The organism is Corynebacterium flavescens (assembly GCF_008693105.1).
Lineage (GTDB): Bacteria > Actinomycetota > Actinomycetes > Mycobacteriales > Mycobacteriaceae > Corynebacterium > Corynebacterium flavescens.
Map to the genome: position 1 here is coordinate 22,397 of NZ_VXKK01000023.1, position 24,098 is coordinate 46,494.

The 24,098-nt window shown below is 60.0% G+C and carries 22 protein-coding genes and 1 tRNA gene; 11 read left to right on the plus strand and 12 right to left on the minus strand.

The genetic code is table 11. From position 1 onward, the window contains the following. Nucleotides 1-3 precede the first annotated feature (3 nt). Nucleotides 4-975 carry a hypothetical protein gene (locus F4V60_RS12510; RefSeq protein ID WP_232315974.1) on the plus strand — a complete coding sequence of 324 codons (972 nt, stop codon included), beginning with the start codon at nucleotides 4-6 and terminating at the stop codon, nucleotides 973-975. Here F4V60_RS12510 and F4V60_RS03855 read toward each other — a convergent pair. The 5 genes from F4V60_RS03855 to F4V60_RS03870 all read right to left on the minus strand — a co-directional run bounded on the left by F4V60_RS03855 (nucleotide 932) and on the right by F4V60_RS03870 (nucleotide 4,611). Continuing rightward, complete coding sequence (locus F4V60_RS03855; RefSeq protein ID WP_232315975.1) at nucleotides 932-2,218, minus strand: penicillin-binding transpeptidase domain-containing protein; 1,287 nt, start codon at nucleotides 2,216-2,218, stop codon at nucleotides 932-934. The genes F4V60_RS12510 and F4V60_RS03855 overlap by 44 nt on opposite strands. Continuing rightward, nucleotides 2,219-2,737: a hypothetical protein gene (locus tag F4V60_RS12715; protein ID WP_232315976.1), complete on the minus strand. Its 519-nt coding sequence runs from the start codon at nucleotides 2,735-2,737 to the stop codon at nucleotides 2,219-2,221. A 110-nt stretch (nucleotides 2,738-2,847) separates the two neighbouring features. Next, nucleotides 2,848-3,726: a serine hydrolase gene (locus F4V60_RS03860; protein ID WP_075729420.1), complete on the minus strand. Its 879-nt coding sequence runs from the start codon at nucleotides 3,724-3,726 to the stop codon at nucleotides 2,848-2,850. Then, the gene (locus tag F4V60_RS03865) at nucleotides 3,727-4,266 is read right to left on the minus strand and encodes a type 2 periplasmic-binding domain-containing protein (protein WP_157105730.1); all 540 of its coding nucleotides are present in this window, start codon (nucleotides 4,264-4,266) and stop codon (nucleotides 3,727-3,729) included. Then, complete coding sequence (locus F4V60_RS03870; protein WP_075729422.1) at nucleotides 4,267-4,611, minus strand: LysR family transcriptional regulator; 345 nt, start codon at nucleotides 4,609-4,611, stop codon at nucleotides 4,267-4,269. Nucleotides 4,612-4,920: 309 nt separating this feature from the next. Between F4V60_RS03870 and F4V60_RS03875 the strand changes: the two genes are divergently transcribed. From F4V60_RS03875 to F4V60_RS03885, 3 genes are read left to right on the plus strand one after another with little or no spacing between them, the layout of a single operon-like run. Continuing rightward, nucleotides 4,921-5,886 (plus strand): Bug family tripartite tricarboxylate transporter substrate binding protein, encoded by a 966-nt coding sequence (locus F4V60_RS03875; RefSeq protein WP_170216836.1) that lies wholly within the window; start codon nucleotides 4,921-4,923, stop codon nucleotides 5,884-5,886. Continuing rightward, complete coding sequence (locus F4V60_RS03880) at nucleotides 5,886-6,515, plus strand: tripartite tricarboxylate transporter TctB family protein (RefSeq protein WP_075729423.1); 630 nt, start codon at nucleotides 5,886-5,888, stop codon at nucleotides 6,513-6,515. Before F4V60_RS03875 ends, F4V60_RS03880 begins: the two co-directional genes overlap by 1 nt. After that, complete coding sequence (locus tag F4V60_RS03885; protein WP_075729424.1) at nucleotides 6,515-8,053, plus strand: tripartite tricarboxylate transporter permease; 1,539 nt, start codon at nucleotides 6,515-6,517, stop codon at nucleotides 8,051-8,053. Before F4V60_RS03880 ends, F4V60_RS03885 begins: the two co-directional genes overlap by 1 nt. 52 nt (nucleotides 8,054-8,105) lie before the next feature. Here the strand turns inward: F4V60_RS03885 and F4V60_RS03890 are convergent. Then, nucleotides 8,106-8,181: transfer RNA gene (locus F4V60_RS03890), tRNA-Arg, on the minus strand. 100 nt (nucleotides 8,182-8,281) lie between these two features. Here F4V60_RS03890 and F4V60_RS03895 point away from each other — a divergent pair. Next, nucleotides 8,282-8,599: a cg0963 family protein gene (locus F4V60_RS03895; RefSeq protein ID WP_075731034.1), complete on the plus strand. Its 318-nt coding sequence runs from the start codon at nucleotides 8,282-8,284 to the stop codon at nucleotides 8,597-8,599. Nucleotides 8,600-8,652: 53 nt separating this feature from the next. Here the strand turns inward: F4V60_RS03895 and F4V60_RS03900 are convergent, their stop codons facing one another. The 4 genes from F4V60_RS03900 to F4V60_RS03915 all read right to left on the minus strand — a co-directional run bounded on the left by F4V60_RS03900 (nucleotide 8,653) and on the right by F4V60_RS03915 (nucleotide 11,145). Further along, on the minus strand, nucleotides 8,653-8,940 hold the full coding sequence (locus tag F4V60_RS03900; RefSeq protein ID WP_075729425.1) for a glutaredoxin domain-containing protein: 288 nt from the start codon (nucleotides 8,938-8,940) through the stop codon (nucleotides 8,653-8,655). Then, a complete protein-coding gene (locus tag F4V60_RS03905) occupies nucleotides 8,941-9,471 on the minus strand; it encodes a dihydrofolate reductase (RefSeq protein ID WP_075729426.1) in 531 nt (176 codons plus the stop codon). Then, the gene (locus F4V60_RS03910; protein ID WP_174775540.1) at nucleotides 9,471-10,277 is read right to left on the minus strand and encodes a thymidylate synthase; all 807 of its coding nucleotides are present in this window, start codon (nucleotides 10,275-10,277) and stop codon (nucleotides 9,471-9,473) included. The genes F4V60_RS03905 and F4V60_RS03910 overlap by 1 nt, the downstream gene beginning before the upstream one ends. A 109-nt stretch (nucleotides 10,278-10,386) precedes the next feature. Beyond that, nucleotides 10,387-11,145 carry a 3'(2'),5'-bisphosphate nucleotidase CysQ gene (locus F4V60_RS03915; RefSeq protein ID WP_174775539.1) on the minus strand — a complete coding sequence of 253 codons (759 nt, stop codon included), beginning with the start codon at nucleotides 11,143-11,145 and terminating at the stop codon, nucleotides 10,387-10,389. Nucleotides 11,146-11,179: 34 nt separating this feature from the next. Here F4V60_RS03915 and F4V60_RS03920 point away from each other — a divergent pair, with 34 nt between their 5' ends. The 4 genes from F4V60_RS03920 to F4V60_RS03935 all read left to right on the plus strand — a co-directional run bounded on the left by F4V60_RS03920 (nucleotide 11,180) and on the right by F4V60_RS03935 (nucleotide 19,746). Beyond that, nucleotides 11,180-16,033: an ATP-dependent helicase gene (locus F4V60_RS03920; protein ID WP_075729428.1), complete on the plus strand. Its 4,854-nt coding sequence runs from the start codon at nucleotides 11,180-11,182 to the stop codon at nucleotides 16,031-16,033. Between the two features lie 195 nt (nucleotides 16,034-16,228). After that, nucleotides 16,229-17,527 carry an MFS transporter gene (locus F4V60_RS03925; protein WP_075731038.1) on the plus strand — a complete coding sequence of 433 codons (1,299 nt, stop codon included), beginning with the start codon at nucleotides 16,229-16,231 and terminating at the stop codon, nucleotides 17,525-17,527. Nucleotides 17,528-17,658: 131 nt separating this feature from the next. Further along, nucleotides 17,659-18,903 (plus strand): alpha-hydroxy acid oxidase, encoded by a 1,245-nt coding sequence (locus F4V60_RS03930; RefSeq protein WP_075729429.1) that lies wholly within the window; start codon nucleotides 17,659-17,661, stop codon nucleotides 18,901-18,903. Next, nucleotides 18,904-19,746 carry a DNA-formamidopyrimidine glycosylase family protein gene (locus F4V60_RS03935; protein ID WP_075729430.1) on the plus strand — a complete coding sequence of 281 codons (843 nt, stop codon included), beginning with the start codon at nucleotides 18,904-18,906 and terminating at the stop codon, nucleotides 19,744-19,746. On the opposite strand, the gene F4V60_RS03940 is transcribed toward F4V60_RS03935, so the two are convergent. Beyond that, nucleotides 19,676-20,371, minus strand: a complete 696-nt coding sequence (locus F4V60_RS03940) for a DedA family protein (RefSeq protein ID WP_232315978.1) — start codon at nucleotides 20,369-20,371, stop codon at nucleotides 19,676-19,678. The two genes, F4V60_RS03935 and F4V60_RS03940, sit on opposite strands and share 71 nt — an antisense overlap. Before the next feature lie 143 nt (nucleotides 20,372-20,514). Here F4V60_RS03940 and F4V60_RS03945 point away from each other — a divergent pair, with 143 nt between their 5' ends. Beyond that, nucleotides 20,515-20,928 carry a YccF domain-containing protein gene (locus F4V60_RS03945; RefSeq protein ID WP_075729432.1) on the plus strand — a complete coding sequence of 138 codons (414 nt, stop codon included), beginning with the start codon at nucleotides 20,515-20,517 and terminating at the stop codon, nucleotides 20,926-20,928. Between the two features lie 300 nt (nucleotides 20,929-21,228). Continuing rightward, complete coding sequence (locus tag F4V60_RS03950; protein WP_075729433.1) at nucleotides 21,229-22,227, plus strand: HNH endonuclease signature motif containing protein; 999 nt, start codon at nucleotides 21,229-21,231, stop codon at nucleotides 22,225-22,227. A gap of 179 nt (nucleotides 22,228-22,406) precedes the next feature. On the opposite strand, the gene pgi is transcribed toward F4V60_RS03950, so the two are convergent. Then, nucleotides 22,407-24,041 carry a glucose-6-phosphate isomerase gene (gene pgi, locus F4V60_RS03955; protein WP_075729434.1) on the minus strand — a complete coding sequence of 545 codons (1,635 nt, stop codon included), beginning with the start codon at nucleotides 24,039-24,041 and terminating at the stop codon, nucleotides 22,407-22,409. Nucleotides 24,042-24,098 lie beyond the last annotated feature (57 nt).

Sequence of the window (24,098 nt, forward strand, 5' to 3'; positions counted from 1 at the left end):
TTCGTGCCTAAACATGACCCGATGCGGAAGGCGGCAGCGGTGAAAACCGTTGCCGCCATCGCTGCGTTTTCGCTCTCTGTTTCATTCTTGAGTGCGTGCACAAACAGTGAGCGCGCATCCACACAGACCAAGCGCGATGACGGCACCTTAAAGTATGGGGAGTCATCCGTGCCGGCCAGCGCGGTCCCCGATAACACCGGTGAGATCCTCGGCGGCAATGACAAGCTCCAGCAGCTGAGCTACTACCGCATGAGTGATGGCATCCGGATGGGATCTAAATCCGAGCATGCTGCCCGCCCAGCGCTCAGTCTCATCAAGCTCTATATTGCGACCTACGTTGTGGAAGAGGGCGAGTTCGCCGACAAGTATGAGGCCTTGGATATGGTGGCAAATTCCTCCGATATCAGCGCGGAGGAGCTCTTTGACAAATACCCGGAATCTGTCGATGACATTGCCAAAGAATATGGGCTCGAATCCACCGAGTCCGGTCCGAGCTGGGGGCAGTCCTTGACCTCTACCTATGACGTCGTGGACTTCATCGTGCAGCTGCGCAAGCGCGATGAGACTCACCCAGTTCTCGTAGCCATGGCACACGCTGATCCCATTTCGGCTGATGGATACGAGCAAAACTATGGCACCGCGGAGCTTGATGATGTCATTGGTACAAAGTGGGGCTGGTCTGATGGGCGGGACCTGCACTCATCGGTATCTTTCGGGGAAGATTTTGTAGTCGCCGCCTCGAGCTATGGTAGCGCCGACGATCTCAGTGCTTATGTGAAAAAGCAGGTAACCGAGGACAACATTGAAAAGGCGGAGCGGCGTTACCAGCGGGCGCAAAAGGGGGAGACCTTCCCGGAGACCACAGAAAGAAAGAGCGCCGAGCCGCAGGCTACTTCTACTGTTCCTTCTAGCTCAAGCTCTGGTGCGGCTTCTACTTCCAGCGCCAGTCGTCCCTCAGCCACGTCCCAGCGATAGCAATTGCAGGCGCCGAGGAGTCTCCGTTTTCAACGAAGCTGGCAAAACCTACGTCGCCTGCGATGCCAGTGAACCAACCGTGGGCGCCGCCTGAACCGGTTTCCGCGGTTCCCGTCTTTCCTCCAAGGTCCGGTATATCGCTGAGCGTCTTGGCGGAGCCGGTCGTGACCGTTTCCTTCATCATCGAGTGCAGGCTTTCCACCGTGTGTTCGGGCAGTGGAGCGGGCTGGTGGTCAGCCTCTAACGCTCCTACTTCAAATCCGCCTGGGCCATCGACACTCGTGATAAGCCGGGGCAAAGCCATCGTTCCGTTGTTGGCTAATGACGCCTCCATCAGGGCCAGCCCGAAAGGCGAGGAGAGTACCTCACCCTGGCCGATTGCCGCCTCAACACGGGCCGCGCCGGGCGAAGTCAACGGGACGGATCCAGTGACCGTCGTCAAGCCAGGCGAATCAAAATCAACGCCGAGCCCCAGGCTTAGGGCCGTGTCCCGCATCGTCTCCGGGGCGAAGGATTGGGAGATGAAGCCCTGGGTGGTGTTGCAGGACTGCGCAAACGCGGTGTGCATGGGGACTTTTCCGAGATCGAAGTTGTTGTCGTTGGGAATGATGCGTCCATCAATCTCCGCTGTGCCGGGGCAGTCGACTATGTCATCTGGGCCCACCGTTCCCGAAGTCAAAGCGCCCGCCGTGGTGACGGTCTTGAAAGTTGAGCCAGGCGGAAATAGACCAGTCAGCGCGATGCTTCCTTGTTCCGATGCGGCGGCATTCTGGGCCACGGCAAGGATATCTCCCCCTGATCCGATGGCGACGAATGCGGCGGGTTTACTCTCCGCATCGACGGCACGTTGTGCCGCCGCCTGCATGGGGAGATGCAAGGTGGTGGTGATGCGAACGATGTGCTCCGGGGCTGCGCTACCAAGAATCTCCTCGCCTTGCTCTGAAACCGCGCGCAAGCTCCACCCTGCCCCCTTCTCCAATGCCTCCATCCAGTAGTCCGAGAGGCCTTGATCCAAGGGAATGCTGAGCTCCCGCGAGTTGGATAGCAACCGGCTTTCCTCCCGCATGCTGAGACCGTCGATGGACTGCAACCGCGCCCTGACGGTGTCCATATCCCGACTTCTCACGCTAAAAAGCGCAGTGCTCTCGCCACCTGCGGCATTGATGCGCTCCTCAATCCATTGGGGCGTGACATCGGGGAGAACTTCGGAGACGGCGTGCGCAATCTGTGCTGCCTGCCCCAATTACGCCGGCCCTGCGCTGATGACGGTGACCTGGGTCCACGACAAGAGCTTATTGCCGCTGCGATCCACGACCGGGGTCTCTACCCTGCGATCGGTGGAATAGAGGAAGGTGGTGTCGGTTGGCGCGGCTTCATCCAGCAGCGCGGGGCTCCATTTAACTAGGCCGCTATCAGGATCGCGCTCCGCAGTGCCAGTTGTCTTCAACTCCTCGCCGGAGGGCACCGTCCACGTGGTTTCCGTGCGATTCTCGCCTCCGGGCAACAGCGAGACATGCAGCTTTGTATCTCCGATGTTGTCACGCAACTGTTGAAGAGCTTCGGCCGTGGCACCTGGACCGCAGCTGTGTTTGGCGGCCGTCGTGGCATCTGCCTCGTTGAGGGCCTGGATGAAATCTTCTACTGGGTCCTTGCTCCAAGGAAAGCTACAAGCGTTAAGCGAGAGCGCGGAGAACCACAAGAGCGCCGCCACCGCCTGGCGTGAAGCTATGGTGTTTAACCTGGACTTCTTCTGCACGAACATGGAGGCGACGCTAACAAGTCAGCATGCGCGCCAACAAAGCAAAAAGGCGGGATCCGGGCATTCTCAGTGCGAATAACCGTTGATAGGCAGGCCAGGAACGGGCCAAGAATTCACATGGCTAGACGGATCTCATCCACAAGCAGGCGCGCTATCCTCCCTATGGCTACATCAGCGGCGGGAAGGTTAGCGCCGATTCTCGCCGAGCGAGTGACCACTGAGACGACAATCGGTACTTCACCCGGAATGCTGATGAGTGAGGTTTCTCCGCGTATGGGCCCGATGGTGCCGGTTTTGCCGGCGAAGCTGACATCAGCGGCGGGAAAACCGGAGGGGATTCGGTGCGTGAACACCTGCTGGCCCAGGACTTTGGCAGCAAAAGCCCGGCTAGGCGTGCTTAGCTCATCCGTGGTGAAGAACCAGTCGAGCATGCGGCATAGCTCTTTCGTCGTGCTTGTTGCACGGTAAGCACAGTAGTCTGTCGGCGCGTTCGGGGCTTGGGCGAGCAGGCGGATGGTTTCGCTGGCGGCCGAAGAATCCTGAGGTAAATCGGGAAGGTGTGCTGCTGCTATATCTGGAACAATAATGGTGGTGTTGTGCAGCCTTGCACTGCTCAGTACGCGATCGAGAAAGCTCTGAGGAATGATTCGCAGCAGGGTATGGGCCGCCGCGCTGTCGGAGACCATGATCATCAAACGAGCAAGATCCCGGATGCTGATGGAGACTGGGTCATCGAACATGCCCAGACCGATCATCCCCGGTGCTCCCGCCCGCGCAGTGACCTCGAGGCGAAGCCGCGGATCTATGGCACCCGCATCGACGGCGAGGCAAAATGCGCCCAGCACGTGCAGCTTATACATCGAGGCGATGGCGATGTGCTCGTCCTGGCCGCGTCCCAAGCACGGCCCCTGTGAACCAAGTAGCCGTGCTGCGGCCCATCCATCGCAGCCGGCTGTTGTGAGAATGCTGCCGATGTCCTCCTGTAAACCCACCTACTTCACCATTGCCTCGAGTGTTCGGGTGGATTCCCGCAAAGCGGAGTCGATCAGGGCCCGCAGATCGCGGCCATCCGGGGCGCTGAGATGATGCGCGGGAACCACCGCGCGCAGGCGTAGGTTGAAAGTGCTCGGCAAGAAAGTGCCCGGCCACAGTTGCGCGTGCTCGGGCGTTACCAACGCGAGGGCCTTTCCTGCCGCCACTAGTGCCGAAAAGGTTGCCCGGCCGGGGAAAGATTCCACACGCGGGGATAATCCCGCTGAGAAGAAAGCATCGGACAAACGGTCCGCCGCGGCGGGGCTAATCGCCCGATTGTCGTCGTAGAGCGTATATCCCTGCAGATTATGCCCACGCAGGCGCTTCGACGATACTCCTGCCAGGATTCGGGGGACCTCGTGGAGCTGTCCGCGCGCGAGCGATCCCGTCGGGGAAGGATCTTCGATGACTGCGCAATCCAGGGTGCCCTCACCAACGGCCGTGAGCAACTGCTCGCAACTTGCCTCGCGCACGTGAAAGTCAGGCGCTGTCGAGGCCAATTACTGTGCAACAGCAGTAGCGCAAGGAACGGGCACCGAGGGCGCCAAGCCCAGCCGGATGCTCGAGTTGTGATTGGAAGAGTCTGTGAGCCTTTGCAGTTCATAAGCATCCCGCAGCAAGACGCGGGCTTGGGGGAGCAAAAGCTTTCCGCTCTCGCTGAGCGTGACACCCTGCGGGTGGCGCTCGAAAAGAGAGGATCCAATGGATTGCTCCAGGCGTTTGATCCCCTGGGACACCGGGGATTGCGTCAGGCCCAGCCTCTGTGCCGCGCGAGTGACGCTGCCTTCCTCCGCAACCGCCACGAAATACTCCCAGTACTTGCTGTGACGAAGGGGAGCGGCCATGTCTCAAAGGGTACTGGCCTAACGCTTCAAAAGCCTAGTGGACACAACGCGGCAAGCTCGGCTGGCTGTTCATTTTCCTGTACGCGGTGCTGTGATGCAGTCAAGCTTTCCTTTTAAAAATGATGTACGCCACATTATTGATTGATAGTTTTATTTAACAGAAGGTGATGTGAAGCACAGACACCTTTCGTGGCGGCAGTGGACTTGGCCATCAGCGCTTGACAGCCCTGTTGGTGGAGAAGGTGCGTCACAAGAAGTTAACCAGGAAGCGGAGGTTTTATGGCCCAGTCCAAGTCACAATCGCGAGTGGTGACAGCGGTGCTAATGGTGTTGGCCGTGGTGGCTACTGTTGCTGGCATGGTGGTTTCCTCCACCCAGGCGGAGGGGACGACGTCGCGTTCGAACCTGTCTATCATCGCCGGTGCGGCGACGGGTGGGGGATGGGACACCACTGCCCGTGCGATCCAACAGGTCTCGCGTTCGGAGAACATTGTTAATAACCTGCAGGTAGTCAACATCCCTGGTGCAGGAGGGCTCATCGCCCTTGAAAGCCTGGCGCAATCGGTGGGCAATGAGAACCGGCTGCTCATCACGGGCGGAGGGATGATCGCCTCCTCCGTCATTGCCCAGCCTGGAGTCTCGATCGCGGATGTCACGCCTATCGCGCGGATGACCGAGGAGTACTCGGTGATTGCGGTGCCTGCGGGCTCCGAGTTCGCCACCTTGGAAGACTTCGCTAACGCCTGGGTCGAGGATCCATCCTCCGTTGCGGTTGGAGGGGCATCGATTGGCAACACCGATCACCTCCTAGCCAGCCGCAGTGCTTTGGCCTTGGGCATCGACGTCAAGAGTATGAAGTACATCCCTTTCGAAGGCGGCGGGGAGTTGCTCAACGCGATGCTATCGAACTCTGTCGATGTCGGCGTGACGGGATACAAAGAAATCCAAGACCAAGTGGAGGCAGGCAGCCTGCGCGTCTTGGGGATTTCCGCGCCCGAGCGCCAGGAAGGAGTGGACTTCCCCACACTCCAAGAGGGCGGTATCGACGTCGTCGCCGCAAATTGGCGGGGTGTGGTTGCGCCACCGGGTCTGAGCGAGGAAGAGAAGAGTGAATTGGTCGCCATCTTGACCGAGGTCAACGAGTCCGAGGAGTGGCGGGAGATTGCAAGCCGCAATGGTTGGCAAAACACCTTCCTTACGGGACCGGAGTTGGACCAGTTCTTTGCCGACGAACTAGCACTGGCAGAAGACACCGTAGAAAGGCTGGGACTGTGATGAACCAACAAACGGATCAGAATTCGGGCCACAGAGCAGAACAACAACCAGATAATGGTTCCAGCAAGGCCGCAGTAAAGAAGAGCCGAATTCGTTATGGCGAGTTCACCATCGTGGCGATTCTCGTGGTCATTTCAGTGATCCTGCTGCTGGGAAGGCAAACTATTGAGGTCGTTGGGGATACGACTCCCGGGCCACTTTTTCTTCCAACTCTCCTTGGAATAGCTGGGCTTGTTGTGGCAGCGGCGTTGGCCGTTGACATTGTTGTTTCAGGGCGGAGATCCACCGCGGAGACGCATATCGAGGATGGCTCCTTCTCAGGAGACATGCTAGAGGATCTTGGCCAAGTAACGGAGGAGGCCAAGGACATTGCCGTCTCAACGGAGGACAAGGCTACTGCCGCGCCGTTCCTTATCATCGGGGGATTCGTTGTGGTCATTCTTGCGCTGCCATACCTGGGATGGATCCTCGGCTCGGCCGCATTATTTGGGATTGTCAATTATGCCTTGGGCAGCCGCAACTGGTGGCGAGACATCGCAGTCGCGCTTCTTGTTGGGTCGATAACTTATTTACTTTTCGTCACGGGGTTAGGCCTTAACCTGCCCTCCGGAATCTGGGGGAACATCTAATGGAACAACTGCAGCTTCTCCTCGGCGGCTTTGCGGAGGCTTTGTCCCCTAACCACCTGCTCTTCCTAGTCATCGGCGCAGTACTTGGCACCGCGGTCGGCGTGCTCCCCGGCCTAGGATCGTCGATGGCGGTGGCTTTGCTGCTACCCATTACCTTTGCCCTTGATCCCACAGCGGCGTTCATCATGTTTGCGGCCGTCTACTTCGGTGGACTCTTCGGCGACTCCACAGCCGGCATCCTCCTGAACACGCCGGGGCAGGCCTCCGCCATCGCGTCCTCCCTCGAGGGGCACCGCATGGCCAAGGATGGCCGTGCGGCAACGGCGCTGGCCACTGCCGCTATAGGCGCATTTATCGGCGGAACCCTCGCCACCATCCTGGTGGTCTTTGCCTCGCCCTACATGGTCATCTTGGCCACCAAGTTCGGCCCGGCTGAGTACTTCGCGCTGGCCGTATTCGCCTTCGTGGCTATTTCCTCGGTGGTCTCGGAGTCCATCATTCGCGGGCTTGGCGCCCTCATCATCGGCCTGGCCCTGTCCATGGTGGGAATTGACGGCCCGAGCGGCACCGAGCGCTTCACTTTTTCGGTCCCGCAGCTTTTCGAAGGCATCGACATCGTTGTCGTCACTGTCGGTCTTCTCGCGGTGGGGGAGATCCTACATTCGGCCACTGCGCGCGAGGACGTTGTTTCCAAGTCCCGCATCGCCTCCGCACCGCGGGCAACGATGTCGGGCGCGGACTTTCGGCGCGCGCTGCCCTCGTGGCTGCGCGGTACCGCATTCGGCGCTCCTTTCGGTCTGATTCCGGCCGGCGGCTCGGAGATCCCCACCTTCTTGGCCTATGGAAATGAAAAACGCCTAGCTAAGAAACGCGGCCAGACCGACTTCGGTACCACTGGCTCCATCAACGGCCTGGCTGCACCGGAGTCCGCCGGCAACGCCACCGCCAGCACCTCCTTGGGAACACTGTTGGCCTTAGGCTTGCCGACGTCGGCTACAGCAGCAATCCTCCTCGCCGCATTCCAGCAGTTTGGCATGCAACCAGGTCCCCTGCTCTTCGAGCGCTCCGGGGACATGGTGTGGACGCTGCTCGCTTCGCTGTTCTTGGCGCTTATCGTCCTTTTGGCCTTGAACCTGTTCATGGCCTCGGTGTGGGCGAAACTGCTGCTCATTCCCAACAACTACCTCTATGCCGGGATCTCTGTCCTGGCGGTACTTGGGGTCTATGCAGTAAGCGCCTCCACGGTAGATCTCCTCATCATGTTGTTGCTCGGCTGCCTGGGATTCCTTATGCGCCGCTATTCGGTGCCCATCGCGCCGGTGCTTATCGGCCTCATTCTGGGACCACTGGCCGAGGTCTCCCTGCGCCGCGCGCTGACCATTTCGGAGGGTGACCTGTCTGCCTTGGTCTCGAGTCCAATCACCATCGGTATCTACATCTTCCTCGCTGGGGCAGTAGCCATGACGCTCTTCCAGCACGTACGGCACATGGGTGCCAAGGCACCCGCGGCTAACACGGCCTCGGAGAAGGCAGTCTAAAGCAAAACTAAACCTCGACTACCAAGCTATTTCTACTGGTAGTCGAGGTTTTTGGTGCCCCAGATAGGATTCGAACCTACGACACCGGCTTTAGGAGAGCCGTGCTCTATCCCCTGAGCTACTGGGGCAAGGGTGGTTTAAGTGCGCCGACGTGTTCGGCTACTTGCGCCAAGAAAATAGATTACCAGCATGGCCCGTGGCGGCGCTAAATCAGATAACTTGTTAGTCATGGCAAATAATTCCGCCGGTAAAACTACTGGTAACACCACTGATAAAACTGACCTTAAGTTCATCGATGTGCAGCGTCGCGAGGTCTTTACCGAGCTCGTCACCAAGGATGGCGTAGACACCCTCGCTGTAGAGAAAACCATCCCTGGTGGTTCCTCCAAGCGGCTGCTGCTGCTCAATAAATTCGATGCCCAGCAGCTGAAGAAGGAACTTGAGAACTATCTTCACACCATCTACTCGAAGGAGCTCTCCGGCATGGATGCAACGCTCTCACCGGCAGATATGGTGGAGCTTTTCGGCGAGGATGAAGACGAGTAACCCTGAGTAGCTCTGGCTATAACGAAGTATCGAAGAGCTACCCACGCACGGCGCTAGGACTTGACGCCGTGCAGTTCTTCTATCTTGGCACGCACGGCAGAGGCCTGTGGGTTGGTTTCATGGGTGCCGTCGCCATAGAGAACCGTTGGGACGATGCGGTTGCCGTCGTTGACGGACTTGATCCATTCGTTGATGTCCTCGGTGCCTTCCGCTTCGACGTCAATAAGTTCATAGGGGGTATCCGTGCGGTCGAGGCGTTCGCGCAGGCGGGAGCAAAACGGGCACCAATCCGCAAAAAAGATCGTGACATCTGCGCTGGTGTGAGGTGTTTCGATGGCCATTTAGGCTGAACCCTTTCTTTGATATGTCAGGAAGCGGTACTTAAGAGGCAGCTCACTGGGAGGCTGCCCGGGAATGTCGAGGTGACCTTTTTCGGAGACCAGCCAGTCAGTGCTGGCTTGGAGGCCGAAGTCACTGGGGACCTCAGGTGCATAAACCGCCCGATCCCCGTAGATATTCCCCACGTTGACCCCGATGAGGGTGACTTCGATGGTATCGACGCGGTCAAGGGTTGCCGCGTAAAGCTGTCCGCCGCCGATGACCCAGGCGGAATCTAACGGTGGAATGGTTGGGCTGACACTGGCGCCTGCGGACCATTGTCCGGCCTCCCGTGAGGAGACAACGTAATTGTCTCGCCCAGGCAGCGGACGAAAGCGCGGGTTTAGCGAATCCCAGGTGCGCCGACCCATGACCACCGGACTGCCCACGGTCACTGCCTTAAAGTGCTTGAGATCCTCTGGGACGTGCCAAGGCATGGCCTGGCCGTCACCGATGACGCCGTCGAGGGATTGAGCCCAAATCGCCCCCAGCATTAGACGGACACCGGGGCCTTGATTGAAGGGTGGGGGTCGTAGCCGATGAGCTCAAAGTCGTCGAAGTTGTAATCAAAAAGGGAAGCGGCTTTGTGGAGTTTGAGCTGGGGGTATTCACGCGGTGCCCGGGAGAGCTGTTCCTCGACTTGGGTGATGTGGTCATTGTAAATATGGCAGTCACCGCCGGTCCAGATGAGGTCACCGACTTCCAAGCCCGCCTGCTGAGCAAACATGTGGGTCAGCGCGGCATAGGAGGCCAAGTTGAAAGGAACCCCGAGGAACATGTCCGCAGAACGCTGATAGACCTGCATGCTGAGCTTTCCATCCGCAACATAGAGCTGAAACAGAAGATGGCAGGGCATAAGTGCCATCTTGTCGAGCTCCGCGACATTCCACGCGGAGACGATATTGCGCCGAGAATTCGGATTATTGCGCAAGGTGTCTAGGGCCGATTGGATCTGGTCAATGTGTTCGCCAGCTGGTGTGGGCCAAGAACGCCATTGCACTCCGTAGACGGGTCCGAGCTCGCCGTTCTCATCGGCCCAGGCATCCCAGATCTTCACGCGGTTTTCTTGCAACCAGGAGACGTTGGACTCGCCGCGCAGGAACCACAGTAACTCGCCGATCACGCCATGGAAATAGACTTTCTTCGTGGTCAGGAGGGGAAAAGACTTGCTGAGGTCGTAGCGTAACTGAGCGCCGAATATCGAGCGGGTTCCCGTCCCAGTGCGGTCGCCTTTGGAGGCGCCATCGTGGAGCACGGAACGGAGCAGGTCTTCATATGGCGTTGCGATCATGGTGAACAGTCTAATCAAAGAGCTGGTGAAGAAAACAGCGGGGCAAAACAAGGCTGAGGCCTCAAGCTCTGGAATGCAGACCCTAGTGGACGGAGTTCGTGAAGGACATCAACGGTGCTTAGAAGCCACCGTTGATGTCGGCGTACTTGGCCGCGTGCTCCAAGATGTCATCGGCCAATTCGGGGCGGCAGATGAGGAGATCGGGGATGAACGTGTCCTCGTTGTTGAAAGTGATGGGGCTGCCATCGAGGCGCGAGCAGTGCAAGCCAGCGGCCAAGGCAACGCCCACGGGGGCTGCTTGGTCCCATTCGTATTGCCCACCGGCGTGAATGTAGCCATCAAAGTCACCGAGTAAGACGTGCATGGCCTTTGCCCCAGCGGAACCTACTCCCACGGTGTCAAAGCCCATGTTCTCGGCGATGTAGCTTGCCACCTGTGGCGGACGGTTACGCGAGACCACGAAGCGCTTGGCCAGCGGGCCGGTCACGGCGCGCACATCTGAGGACTTGAAGGTGACGCCGAGGTCCGGCAGGCTTACCGCGGCAAACTGGGGAGCGCCGTCGATGACCAACGCAATATGGACTGCCCAATCCTGGCGGCCGGTGGCAAATTCCTTGGTGCCGTCCAAAGGATCGATGACCCATACGCGATGCTTCTTTAACCGGCTGAGGTCATCGGTGGCCTCCTCTGAGAGGATGCCGTCTTCCGGGCGGTGGTGCGCAAGCACCCGTGCTATCCATTCTTGGGCGGCCTCGTCACCGGCATCACCGAGCGAAAGCCCCCGCAAGAGGCCGCCATTGCGTACTCCTTTGAGGATCTCGCCGCAGCCTTCTGCGAGGGAGTTAGTCAGGCGGGAATCAGAAATCTCAACGCTCATGCTGACCAGACTACCCCGCGGGTTAAAGTAGGGCATGCCGGAAAATATCCTTTCACGTTTCCATCCCCAGGTAGCGGGATGGTTCCAGGAGGTTTTCGCCGCCCCAACTTCAGTCCAGGCTGCGGCTTGGGAGGCCATTTCCCGCAACGAGCATGCCTTAGTTGTGGCGCCGACCGGCTCCGGTAAGACGCTGGCGGCCTTTCTCTGGGCCTTGGATAGCCTCGTTGAAAGAGAGGGCCAGACTGCGCTTCCAGTGGGAAAGGCGCAGGGTACCCACGATGGGGTGCGCATCTTGTATATTTCACCGCTTAAAGCCCTCGGCGTCGATGTGGAGAATAACCTGCGGGCGCCACTGGCGGGAATTTCCCGTGTGGCTGAGCGCATGGGACTGCCCATCCCGGATATCTCGGTGGCGGTGCGCTCGGGAGATACCCCAGCCGCGGAGCGTGCACGCCAGGTACGCAAGCCCCCAGACGTGTTAATTACCACTCCAGAATCTGCCTATCTCATGCTCACGTCTAAAGCCGCGGGCATTTTATCTACGGTGGACACGGTCATCGTGGATGAGATTCACGCACTGGCGGGCACGAAGCGCGGCGTGCACCTGGCGCTAACCCTCGAGCGGCTGGCGGCGGTGGCAGGCTCCTTCCAACGCATTGGGCTTTCAGCCACGGTGCGTCCCCTGAGTGCGGTTGCAAACTTTCTCGGAGGTGGTCGCCCCGTAGAGATAGTCGCACCCCCTGCGCAGAAGCGCTGGAGTCTGCAGATCCACGTGCCGGTGGAGGACATGTCAGATCTTCCCACCCCGGAGCATGGCTCAACCATCGGTGAGCTCACTGTTGATGATCGCATTGGGATCACCCGCGAGAATCTCCCGCCGGTGGCTGAGGATTCAGCGCTGCCGAGTGCGAAGTCGATCTGGCCGTTCATCGAGGAGGAACTCTATAGAGAGGTCATGGAGCACCGTTCAACGCTCATCTTTGTCAACGCCCGCCGCACCGCCGAGCGTTTGACCTCGCGCCTCAACGAGCTCTATGCGCAGGAGTTTGATCCAGATAGTCTTTCCCCTGAGACCAGGCGCGATCCCGCGCAGCTGATGAAGCAGGTGGACGTGGCGGGCAAGGCTCCCGCAATCATCGCCCGTGCGCATCATGGCTCGGTTTCTAAGGATGAGCGCGCGCAGACAGAGACGATGCTCAAGGAAGGTACCCTGCGCGCCGTGGTGGCGACCAGCTCCCTTGAACTGGGAATCGACATGGGTGCCGTCGAATTGGTTGTCCAAGTAGAGTCGCCGCCCTCGGTGGCCTCCGGCCTGCAGCGTGTGGGCCGCGCCGGGCACTCGGTGGGGGCCGTCTCGCACGGTTCTTTTTATCCCAAGCACCGTGCAGATCTCGTCCAATCGGCTCTGACCGTCACGCGCATGCAAGAGGGGCTCATCGAGGAAATGCATTCGCCGGCCAACCCTCTTGATGTGCTGGCGCAGCAAACCGTGGCCCAGGTCGCCGCTCATGCGGATGGTATTGACGTCGATGAATGGTATGACACCGTGCGGCGAGCCTGGCCCTACCGCGATCTGGCCCGGGAGGTGTTTGACTCGGTCATCGATCTGGTTAGCGGTGTCTATCCCTCCACCGACTTTGCGGAACTGAAGCCGCGGGTAGTCTATGACCGAGTCACCGGGTTGCTCACCCCACGACCAGGTGCGCAGCGCGTCGCCGTTACCAGCGGAGGAACCATCCCGGATCGCGGCATGTTCGGGGTGTTTCTAGCCGGTGGCCAAGGCGCGCCGCGCCGAGTGGGAGAACTCGACGAGGAGATGGTCTACGAGTCCCGTGCGGGTGACGTATTTACCCTCGGGGCCACAAGCTGGCGAATAGAGGAGATCACCCGCGACCAGGTCATAGTGACCCCGGCCCCCAGTCACACAGGCCGGCTGCCTTTTTGGAACGGTGACCAGGCCGGCCGCCCCTTCGAACTGGGGCAGGCGCTGGGCGCGTATCGCCGCGACGTGCGCGAGGACCCGGGTCTTATCCGCGACGTCGACAAGCGCGGGCGTGCGAATATCTTGGCCTACCTCAACGAACAGTACGAGGCCACGGGTCTCGTTCCCGATGAAAAAACCCTGCTTCTGGAGCGTTTTCACGATGAGCTAGGGGATTGGCGAATAGTGCTGCACTCGCCCTTTGGCCGCGGAGTCAACGCTGCATGGGCTCTCGCCGTAGGTGCGCGCGTGGCAGAAAGAACGGGCATGGATCCTCAGGCCGTTGCCGGCGACGACGGCATCGTCCTGCGCCTTCCGGAGGGTGAGGAGGAGCCGGATGCGTCCCTTTTTATCTTCGACGCGGATGAGATAGCAGATCTTGTCTCCGAGCAGGTGGGCGGCTCAGCGCTTTTTGCCTCTCGCTTTCGCGAGTGCGCGGCCAGGGCTTTGTTGCTGCCACGGCGCAATCCGGGCAAGCGTGCCCCTCTCTGGCAGCAGCGGCAGCGCGCCGAGCAGCTTCTCGACGTCGCCCGCAAATATCCTTCATTCCCCATCATCTTGGAGACAGTGCGAGAGTGCCTGCAGGACGTTTATGACCTCCCGGCTTTAAGCACCACGATGCGCGAGCTCGGGCATCGCCGAATTCGCATCGCGGAGGTGACAACGCAGCAGCCCTCGCCCTTTGCTTCGACGCTGCTCTTTAACTACACAGGCGCCTTTATGTACGAGGGGGATTCGCCCCTGGCGGAAAAGCGTGCTGCTGCGCTGGCTCTTGACCCGGCGCTCCTGGCCAAGTTGCTGGGAACCGTCGAGCTGCGCGAGCTTCTAGAACCCGAGATCATCGAGCAGGTGGATGCGCAACTGCAGCGCACTGCGCCGGGGCGAAGGGCGCGCACCACCGAGGAGGTGGCGGATCTCTTCCGCGTCCTCGGCCCTATTCCTATTGATGAGCTACCCGCGCACACGGATGTCCCGCTCGCGGCGATCAAGGGCCTTGGCTCGCGCATCATGTTCGTGCGGATCGGCGGGCGCGAGCACGTGGCCCAGTCTCACGATGCGCCATTGCTGCGTGACGGACTAGGGGTTCCGGTCCCGCCGGGCGTGGCGGCGCAGCAGGCCACCATCACCGATGCTTTGGCACAGCTGGTGGCGCGTTGGGCACGCACGCGTGGGCCCTTCATATTGCGCGATCTCGCGGAAGCCTTTGGTCTTTCTGTCTCGGCCGCGCATACCGTGCTTGGATCCTTGGATAACATCGTGGAGGGGCGCTATCGCCAGGGAATCGAGGAGACGGAGTACTGCGCGAGCGAGGTCTTGCGCATCATTCGCTCGCGTTCTCTTGCGGCGGCGCGTGCAGCCACCGAGCCCGTCTCGCAGGCTGCTTATGGGCGTTTCCTCCCGGATTGGCAGCAGGTCGCGCCCAGTGGACAGCGCCCGGCGTTGCGTGGGGCTGATGGGGTATTTGCCGTCGTCGAGCAGCTGGCCGGGGTGCGCCTGCCGGCCTCTGCGTGGGAGTCTTTGGTGTTGCCGGCGCGGGTGGGGGACTACTCTCCACCGCTGCTTGACGAGCTCACCCTCAACGGGGAAGTGCTTATCGTCGGCGCGGGTAAGGCCGGCAACGCGGATCCTTGGATCATGCTCTTGCCGGTGGATTACGCGGCCCAACTCATTCCACACCACGACACACACTCCCTGAGTGTGGTTCAGCAGGCGGTAGTGGCGGTTCTATCCCGGGGAGGCGGATTTCTTTTCCACGACCTTGCCCGGGAAGTGCCGGCGACGCCCCAGGAGCTGCGGGAAGCAATGTGGGAGCTTGTGGAGATGGGCATAGTTTCCCCGGATTCCTTTGGCCCAGTGCGTTCCCATCTTGCAGCCTCCGGTCGGCGCGCTGCCACCGCCCATCGTGCCAAGCGGCGCCCCACCCGCTCGCGCCTGCGCATGGGCAGGACCTCTTTTGCCCAGGCGCAGCAAGCGGGACCGGGAGCCGGTGGCGCTGTGCCTAACGATATGGCGGGGAGGTGGGCACTGTCCATGGCGGCTTCGACGGAGGCCACCGCCCGCTCGGTGGCGCACGGGGAGGCCTGGCTGGATCGCTATGGCGTTGTCACCCGCGGCAGCGTGGTCGCGGAGGACGTCATAGGAGGTTTCGCCTTGGCCTACAAGGTACTCTCCGGTTTCGAGGAAAGCGGCAAAGCACTGCGCGGTTACGTTATTGACGGGCTGGGCGCTGCGCAGTTTTCCACGCCCGCCGTCATCGATCGACTGCGTGGCCTCGCGGATTCCCCCGATGTCATGGGCTGGCCCTCGGGGACGCAGGAGCCGCAGACTTATGTCTTGGCCGCGGCGGATCCCGCTAATCCCTACGGCGCCGCGCTGCCCTGGCCGCAGCGCGATGATAGTGATGGCCAGACAGGTAAGGGTGGGCCCACGCGTGCGGCTGGTGCGCTGGTAGTGCTTGTCGACGGCCTACTCATCGCCCACCTTAGCCGTGGCGGCCGCAGCCTGAGCACCTTCTTCGATGCCCTGCCTGGAGGCATTAGCCACGAAGAAGCGGTGCGCTTTCTACTGGTGGCAGTAACTGAGCTTATCGCCGCGGGCAGGCTCTCACCCCTAGTCATTGAGAAGGCTAACGGGCGCCCAGTACACGAAAGCGCCCTGGCTTCGCTCCTGCGGGAAGCGGGTGCCGGCATCACTCCCAAAGGCGTGCGCATCAGCGCCCAAGCGCGTGCCCCGCGCATTCCGCGCGGTGGGCGAAGGGTCAGCCAGGCGATAGATGACCTCAGCTTTGACGATCCGCAGGACCCCGCGAGCCCTGATGAAGGTAGAGACCCAGGAAGGACAGAAGGGGGCGGAGGCGGCTTCCGTCCGCGCGGCCCAGCGCCGTTTCGGGGGCAGCGGCGTCGATAGCGTTTCACGCTATGGGAGGAAACCTGCGGCCGATGTGGCGCCCGCCTCTCTCGGAGGTGATAGGCGGGGGATTTGGGTTCCCCCGCCCTTGTAGGAAGCATCTATAACGGGATAGAAATATATCTCATGTCAGACACTACCGCCCGCCCCAATAAGGCCCCGAATATGCTTGCTCCTAATGCTGATGACACTGGGATGAAAGGCGCGCCGGGTAATCCGGAGCGCCTTGGAAAAGAGGGCAAGCGTGCTCTCATCGCCGCGATGTCCGGAACCGTAATCGAGTGGTATGACTATGCGCTTTATGGTGCCGCTGCTGGATTGGTCATCGGACCGCTCTTTTTCCAGGGATCGGCTGTGGGCGGACAGCTGGCAGCCTTCGCTACTTTTGCGGTGGGATTCGTTGCGCGCCCCTTGGGAGGAGTGCTCATTGGGCACATAGGTGACTCCTGGGGGCGGCGTCCGGCAATGATGCTTTCGATCATGCTGATGGGAATTGCGACTGTGGGCATCGGGCTCCTTCCGACCCAAGTACTCATCGGCGTCGCCGCGCCGATCTTGCTGGTTCTCTTTCGCCTGATTCAAGGCATGGGCGCCGGTGCCGAGTTGGCTGGGGCTATGACAATTGTGGCGGAGTTTGCGCCCCTGCGGATGCGGGCATTCTTCACCGCCCTCGTGCTTTCGACGCCGCCCCTCGGCATGGCGATGGCAACTGGTGCATTCTTGGCTGTCTCCTCGCTAGGGGAGGAAGCCCTGCTCGGTGGGGCATGGCGCATTCCTTTCCTGGCTTCCGCCGTGCTTTTTGCAGTGGCCATCTTCATCAGACGCCGCCTCGAGGAGACTCCGGAGTATGTGGCTGCGGTGCAGCGCACCGAGGAGCAGCGGGAGGAAATCCCCTTTGTGGCGTTGTTAAAGAAGAGCTGGCGCGAAGTAGTCATTGGTTTCGGCGCGGTGACCGGACATAATGCCCTCAACTACGCAATGGCAGTATTCGGTATTTCTCTGATGACCTCGCCCGCAGTGGGAATGGAGCGGCCGACCGCGCTCGCTGCCGTGACTTTGGGAACCCTCGCCGGAGTGCTCGGCACGCCCTTCGGCGGCCTAGCCGCTGATAAGTTCGGGGCAGGACGAGTACTAGCTATAGGCAGCCTGTGCGCTGCAGTATTTGCATTCCCGCTTTTTAACGCGCTTTCTTCCGGCAACGCAGTGCTGGCTGGAGTCATGATTGCGGTTGGTTATGGGTTCATCATCGCCATGACTTCGGGCGCTCAAGGGGCATTTCTCGCCAGCTTATTCGGTGCTCGCGAACGATATTCTGGAATTGCCCTCGCCCGCGAGCTCAACGGAGCTGTAGTAGCCGGGTTTACCCCGCTGGTATTGGCATGGATCATCCAGGCCTCGGGTGGAAGAGTCATCTTCGGTGCCATTGCCGTTGCTATTTGCTGCGCTATCTCTGTGGCGTCGGTCCTGGCCGCGCGCACAAGGACGGTTCACTAGAGCTGGCATCGGAGCAAGAATCTGGGTTCTCCAGCGCAGAATGGATAGCACGGTGGATTTAGCGCGCCGAGGAGAGTAATCCTGAAACTGAAACAAGATAACTAAGACAGATTTTTTGGAGGAATGAAGAAATGCGTATGAAGAGGCAGCTGCCGGATATTTCGGAGCTGAAGAATGTCATGAAGTTTGGCAAACCCACGCTGGATCGCCGCGCAGCCCGTCTTGATAAGGCGGCTGATGTGTGGGATCTGCGAAAGATCTCCAGGCGGCGCATTCCTAAGGCTGCCTTCGACTATGTTGATGGCGCTGCGCGTGATGAGGTGACCTACCGGGAGTCCCGTGATTTCTTCCGCGAGATTCGTTTGCTTCCGAACGTCCTCACTGGGGCAGATGATGTCAAGTTGTCTACTACCATCGCGGGCGCTGACTCTTCCTTGCCCTTCGGCATTGCCCCCACAGGCTTTACTCGTTTCATGCACTCAGAGGGAGAGGACGCGGGCTCAGCCGCAGCCACAGCCGCGGGTATCCCCTTCACGCTCTCAACCATGGGTACCCGTTCCGTGGAAGAAGTGGCGCGTACATCGGGCACTGGGCGGCGCTGGTTCCAGCTCTACCTGTGGAAGAATCACGCGGCCTGCGAAGACCTCATTGATCGCGCCGCCGCCACTGGCTATGACACCTTGGTTGTCACCGTAGATACGCCGGTGGCAGGGCAGCGCCTGCGTGATACTCGCAACGGCATGCGCATCCCGCCGCGGCTAACGCTGGGAACTGTCGTGGATGCCGCGTGGCGGCCAGAGTGGTGGTTTAATTTCCTCAGCACTGATCCGGTCACCTTCGCTTCCCTTACAAGCACGACAAGCACCTTGGGCGAGCTGGTTAACACCATGTTTGACCCTGCGCTGAGCTTCGAGGACTTGGCGTGGATTCGGCAGCAATGGAAGGGCAAGCTCTTTGTGAAGGGCATTCTTAACCCCGCCGATGCACGCAAGGTCATAGATCTCGGTGCAGATGGCGTAGTCGTCTCCAGCCATGGTGGACGCCAGCTCGATCGCGTGGTCAACACCCTGCAAGCGCTTGAAGCAGTGAAAGCCGAGGTAGGCGATGAGGCAGAGATCATCTATGACTCGGGCATAATGTCGGGCACCGACATAGCCATAGCGCTAGCCCTAGGAGCAGACTTTGTGCTCATCGGCCGCGCTTATCTCTATGGCCTTATGGCGGGTGGACGCGAGGGCGTCGACCGAGTCATCGAGCTCTTGTCCGCGGAGCTAAAGAACACGGCGCAACTGTTGGGGGTCACAGACATAGCGGAACTCAATCGCAGTCACGTCATCACACCGTGGCAGGCGCAGCGCGAGCATGAGCTCTCCTAGATGCCAGAAGGAGATTCGGTACTACAGCTGGCCAATAGGCTTCACTTCATGGAGGGCCGGGAGGTCACTGGGTGCTCCTTTCGCGTACCGCGCTATGCCACGGTGCATTTAGAAGGCACGAGCTGCCAGCGGGTGTGGCCCTATGGCAAGCACCTCTTCATGCAGTTCGATGACCGTATAGTGCACACACATCTGAAGATGGAGGGCACGTGGGCTATCCACTACGTGGGGGACAGGTGGCGTCGTCCAGCACACAGCGCGAGGGTGGTACTGGCTCTGGCCAATCGCCCACGTGATATTGAGCTGGTGGGCCACTGGTTAGGCCTAGTAGAGGTTTTTGGACTCGATGATTACTACGAATCCATCGCCGACTTGGGCCCCGATATCCTCTTGCCGCGGTGGGATAGGGAAGAGGCCGTGCGCAGGATTTCTATGCGGCCGGGCCGATCCATCGGGGCAGCATTGCTCGACCAAGGCAACGTGGCCGGCATTGGTAACGAGTACCGCGCCGAAGCCTGTTTCATTGCGGGGGTGCATCCGGCAGCCCGAGTGGGGGACATTGACTACGAGCATGTCCTCGACGTCGCGCGCCGCATCATGTGGGCCAATAAAGATTCCCCTATCCGCGTGACCACTGGCGTGCGGCGGGCAGGGGAAACAACCTACGTATTCGGGCGGAATAACGCGCCCTGTCGGCGTTGCGGCACGCTGATCCAGAAGGGGTTTCTGGGCGGAGTAGACGCCGGCGGCGATGAGGGCGAGCTCGAGCGGGTTATTTGGTGGTGTCCGGTGTGCCAACCGGCTCCGGTGGGGTCGAACCGGGGTCAGCCTGGCTGGCGTTAACGGGCGAATCCCGGTTCTTCCGGCGCCTTTGACGCAGGAAAAGATAAATGCCCACGCCCACCACGATGAGTACGAGGAGGACATAGATCACCGAGGAAAAGCGGTCGATGAAATCGGAAACGATGTGGTAGTTCTCGCCGAGCTGAAAACCCAAAAGAATTAGCACGGTATTCCAAATCAGCGACCCCGCAGTGGTCCATAGACCGAATTTGAGCATTGGCATGCGGTCTACGCCGGCGGGGATTGAGATGAGCGAACGCACTCCGGGAATGAAGCGCCCGAAGAACACAGACGCGGAGCCATGACGATCGAAGAATCCGAGCGCCTTGTCAACGTCCTCCGGCGTGGTCAGCCACATCCAGTTGGCGATGCGGCGCAGGCGAGAGATGCCCACTGCCGCGCCGATCCAATAAAGCACGAAGGCTCCAAGGACAGAGCCAATGGTGGACCAGGTTATGGCGGCCAAGAGGTTGATCTCCCCGCGCGAGGCCGTAAAACCGGCGAGGGGGAGAATGACTTCCGAGGGGACCGGCGGGAAGATATTCTCAAGGAAGATGGCGATACCTACCCCGGGGGCGCCCAAGGTGTTCATCAGGCTGACTATCCAGTCGATGACAGTGTGCAAGTCATATCTTTCTGTTGTGAGGAAGCGGGGTGGTGAAACCAGCCACCGAGCTTAGCAAAAGCCCGGGGTAGCGAAGATGTGACAAGTGTGAGACCTTAAAGAATGCGCGCTCGGAAGGCCGCGACTCGACTAGGGTAGCGGTTATGAAGACGATTTTAAATATTATTTGGTTTGTTGTCGGCGGATTCGCCCTTGCTGCCGGATACTTCATTTTTGGCGTGGTGGCCTGCTTGCTAGTGGTTACTATTCCGGCAGGCGTGGCTAGCTTCCGCATGGCGCGTTTCGCGCTCTGGCCTTTTGGGCGCACTGTGGTGCAACCGGTGGGCGGTACCGGCGGAATGTCGGCCTTGAGCAACGTCGTGTGGTTCATCTTCGCAGGCGTGTGGCTAGCAATAGGCCACATGGCCACTGCGCTGGCGCAAGCAGTGACGATTATCGGGCTGCCCGTTGCCTTGGCCAATCTCAAGATGATCCCTGTGACCTGCTTCCCCTTCGGGCGCAAGATCGTCACCAGCGATAGCATTCCAGCAGGTTGGGAACCGATGATCCGGCTCTAGAAACTAATTGAGGACCCCGTTGTGTCTTTAATGAAGGTCTCTAGCGGACCTAGAGGTTTTGAGTGCAGTGTTTTGTAGGTCAGTTGTCCTGAATACTGAGATCCGCTTTTGCTACCGGTCTCCGCATGAGCCCGATCATTCAGGATAGGCCGGATGGCTTTGCTACCGCACTGCCAAGTTCTGGCGAGGCGGCCCGTCTGTGGATAACTGCGTCCGGCGCGGGCGGGTTATCCACAGTTCTCCGCCTTGGTGCGGGTTGGGGATTGTCGCGGCGGTGGGCGGTGTCTTAGCGTGGCGGTCATGGGTTTGCAGGAGTATTTCGCACAACTTAGCCGAGGTGTTGACCTCGTTGCTGAGTGCTCGGGGCTATCTGCCCCAGACCTTGAAAAGATGGGGGCCAGCGCGCAGGATGCCGCCGAGCTTTTAAGCCTGCACACCATCTACTTTGGTCCCACACCCTACAGCGGCAAGCAACGCTCGGCCGTTAACTCTGCTCGGCGCAACGGGCACACTCTGAGCACCCTGCGCCAGATCGAATCCTTTACCCGCCGCGTCAAAGAACAACGAGCCGCATGGAACCTACGCGTAGAGCTATGCGCCACGCCCAGCGAGCAGGTTACTGCGGTAGCCAGGCGCCGGCTGCGTGAAATGCGTGTTCCCCGCACGTATTGCGAGCGCGCGCTGCTGCGCCAGCACCCCAACGGGCTAGCTACCTTGACAGTGACCGGCAATGGGCTGGATATGGCAGATGCTTTCCGGACTATTGACCACAAGCGGCCAGGGACAAGTTTTATCGCCCGCATGCTCGGCAAGGCAGACGGGGCCACCACACGTACTCGTGTGACGACTATGGCAGTCCTCCGGCTGGAGGACTACGGGAAGCTTGTACGCCGCGAGCGCGATGATGTGCTGATACGCACCACCAGTGGGGCTGTTATCACCGGCGCGCAGCTTGTAGAGCGTGCCTGTGCCAACGAGGGTCTTATTACGGTGATTAGTCGGGCGCTGGGGCCGGTGGACTTGTACCGCTTTGAGCGCTTCGCATCATCAAAACAGCGCACGATGCTCGCAGCAGAGCACCCTACCTGCGCGTGGCCAGGCTGTAGCATCCCGGCAGAAAGAGGACAGTTCCACCATCTCACGCCGTGGAGTCACGGTGGGGAGACTAACGTTGCCAACCTGGTGACCTTGTGCAACTACCACAACGGGGTTAATGAGGATGATCCGAATGCGCCACCACGCCGCGGGCGCCTGGCCCGCCAAGACGGAAAGATAGTCTGGCAGCCGCCCGCACACTAGCCGTTAGGACAACAAGCCAGGCGGCGACTTTCAGCACCCCTAAAACAAAGCCCGGTGGGGAAACCAACAATGCGTAGGGCTATGACTGTGCGGTGGAGGGGATCCCGGAAAATACCGGCAAGGGACTCGCGTTTTTCCTGCCACTCCCACCACGCACTTTAAACCTCGGAAGAGCCACTTTAGCGGTGACTGCGGTACCAGCCCACGAGTTCATCGGTGGAGGAATCACCTGAGTCGACCTTTACCTTGCCGGACACGGCAGGGGCCAGGTCATTTGCCTGCTGCTTTCCTAGCTCGACTCCCCATTGATCGAAGGAGTTGATGTCCCAGATAGCGCCCTCGGTGAAGACAATGTGTTCGTAGAGTGCGATGAGTGAGCCCAAAGCATCCGGGGTCAGTTGCTGCGCAAGCAGGGTAGTGGAGGGCCGGTTACCCGGCATCACCTTGTGCGGGACGACGGCTGGGTCAACGCCTTCTGCCGCAATTTCATCGGCATTCTTGCCAAAGGCCAGCACCTTGGTTTGGGCAAAGAAGTTGCCCATGAGCAGGTCATGCATGGAGCTGGAGGAATCAGCCGTGAAGAAGTCCTCGTGTGGACGGGCGAAGCCGATGAAGTCAGCCGGAACGAGCCGGGTGCCCTGGTGCAGAAGCTGGAAGAAGGCATGCTGCCCATTGGTTCCAGGCTCGCCCCAGAAGATCTCCCCCGTGGTGGTTTCAACCGGCGTGCCATCGTGGTGGACGCACTTGCCGTTCGACTCCATGGTCAGCTGCTGCAAGTAAGCAGGGAAACGACCCATGTCCTCGGAGTAGGGAAGAACCGCGTGTGTCTGTGCGCCGTGGAAGTTGGAGTACCAGATATTGAGCAGACCCATGAGGATGGGCAGGTTGCTCTCAAGCGGGACAGTACGAAAATGCACATCCATGGCATGGAAACCGGACAGGAAGCGCATGAAGTCCTGCGGGCCGATGGTGCACATGAGTGAGAGGCCGATGGCGGAAGACACCGAGTAGCGTCCCCCGACCCAGTTCCAGAACCCAAACATGTTCGCGGTGTCGATGCCGAATTCCGCGACCTTTTCAGCGTTGGTCGAAACAGCCACGAAGTGCTTGGCGACGGCGCTTTCATCGCCGTCGAACTGCTCGAGCAACCAGCGCCGCGCAACATGGGCATTAGTCAGAGTTTCCTGGGTGGTGAAGGTCTTGGAGGCGACGACAAAGACTGTGGAGCCCGCGTCTAATCCTTCGAGGGTGGCAGCCATGTCGGCGGGGTCAACGTTGGAGACGAAATCAGCGCTAATTCCTGCTACCTCGTAGGCGCGCAGCGCCTTGGTAGCCATGGCCGGACCCAAGTCTGATCCGCCGATACCGATGTTGACGATCTTCTTGATGGTGTGTCCGGTGTAGCCGAGCCACTTCCCAGACCTCAAGGCGGTGGCGAAATCGCGCATGTGGCCAAGGGTTTCGTGGACCTCTGCGGCGACGTCTTCCTCGCCGACCACAAGATCCTCTGTAGCAGGAAGGCGCAGCGCGGTGTGTAGAACCGCGCGATCTTCAGTGTTGTTGATGTGCTTGCCCTCAAACATGGCCTCGCGGCGGGCTTCGAGGTCTGCGGCCTTGGCCAGCGCGAAAAGGGCGTTGAGAACCTCATCGTCGACGAGGTTTTTGGAGAGATCTGCGTGCCATCCCGCTGCGTCGAAAGTGTAGCGAGAAGCTCGGCGTGGATCCGCCGCGAAGAGTTCTCTAAGTTTGAGGTCTTTCTTAAGTTTAAAAAGCTCGGAGAGCGCGGTCCACTGCGCGGTGGCGGTGATGTCCATAAAAGAGGCCTTTCTAAAGGTGAAACGGTCCGGCGAACACCGGGGTATCAAATGCGA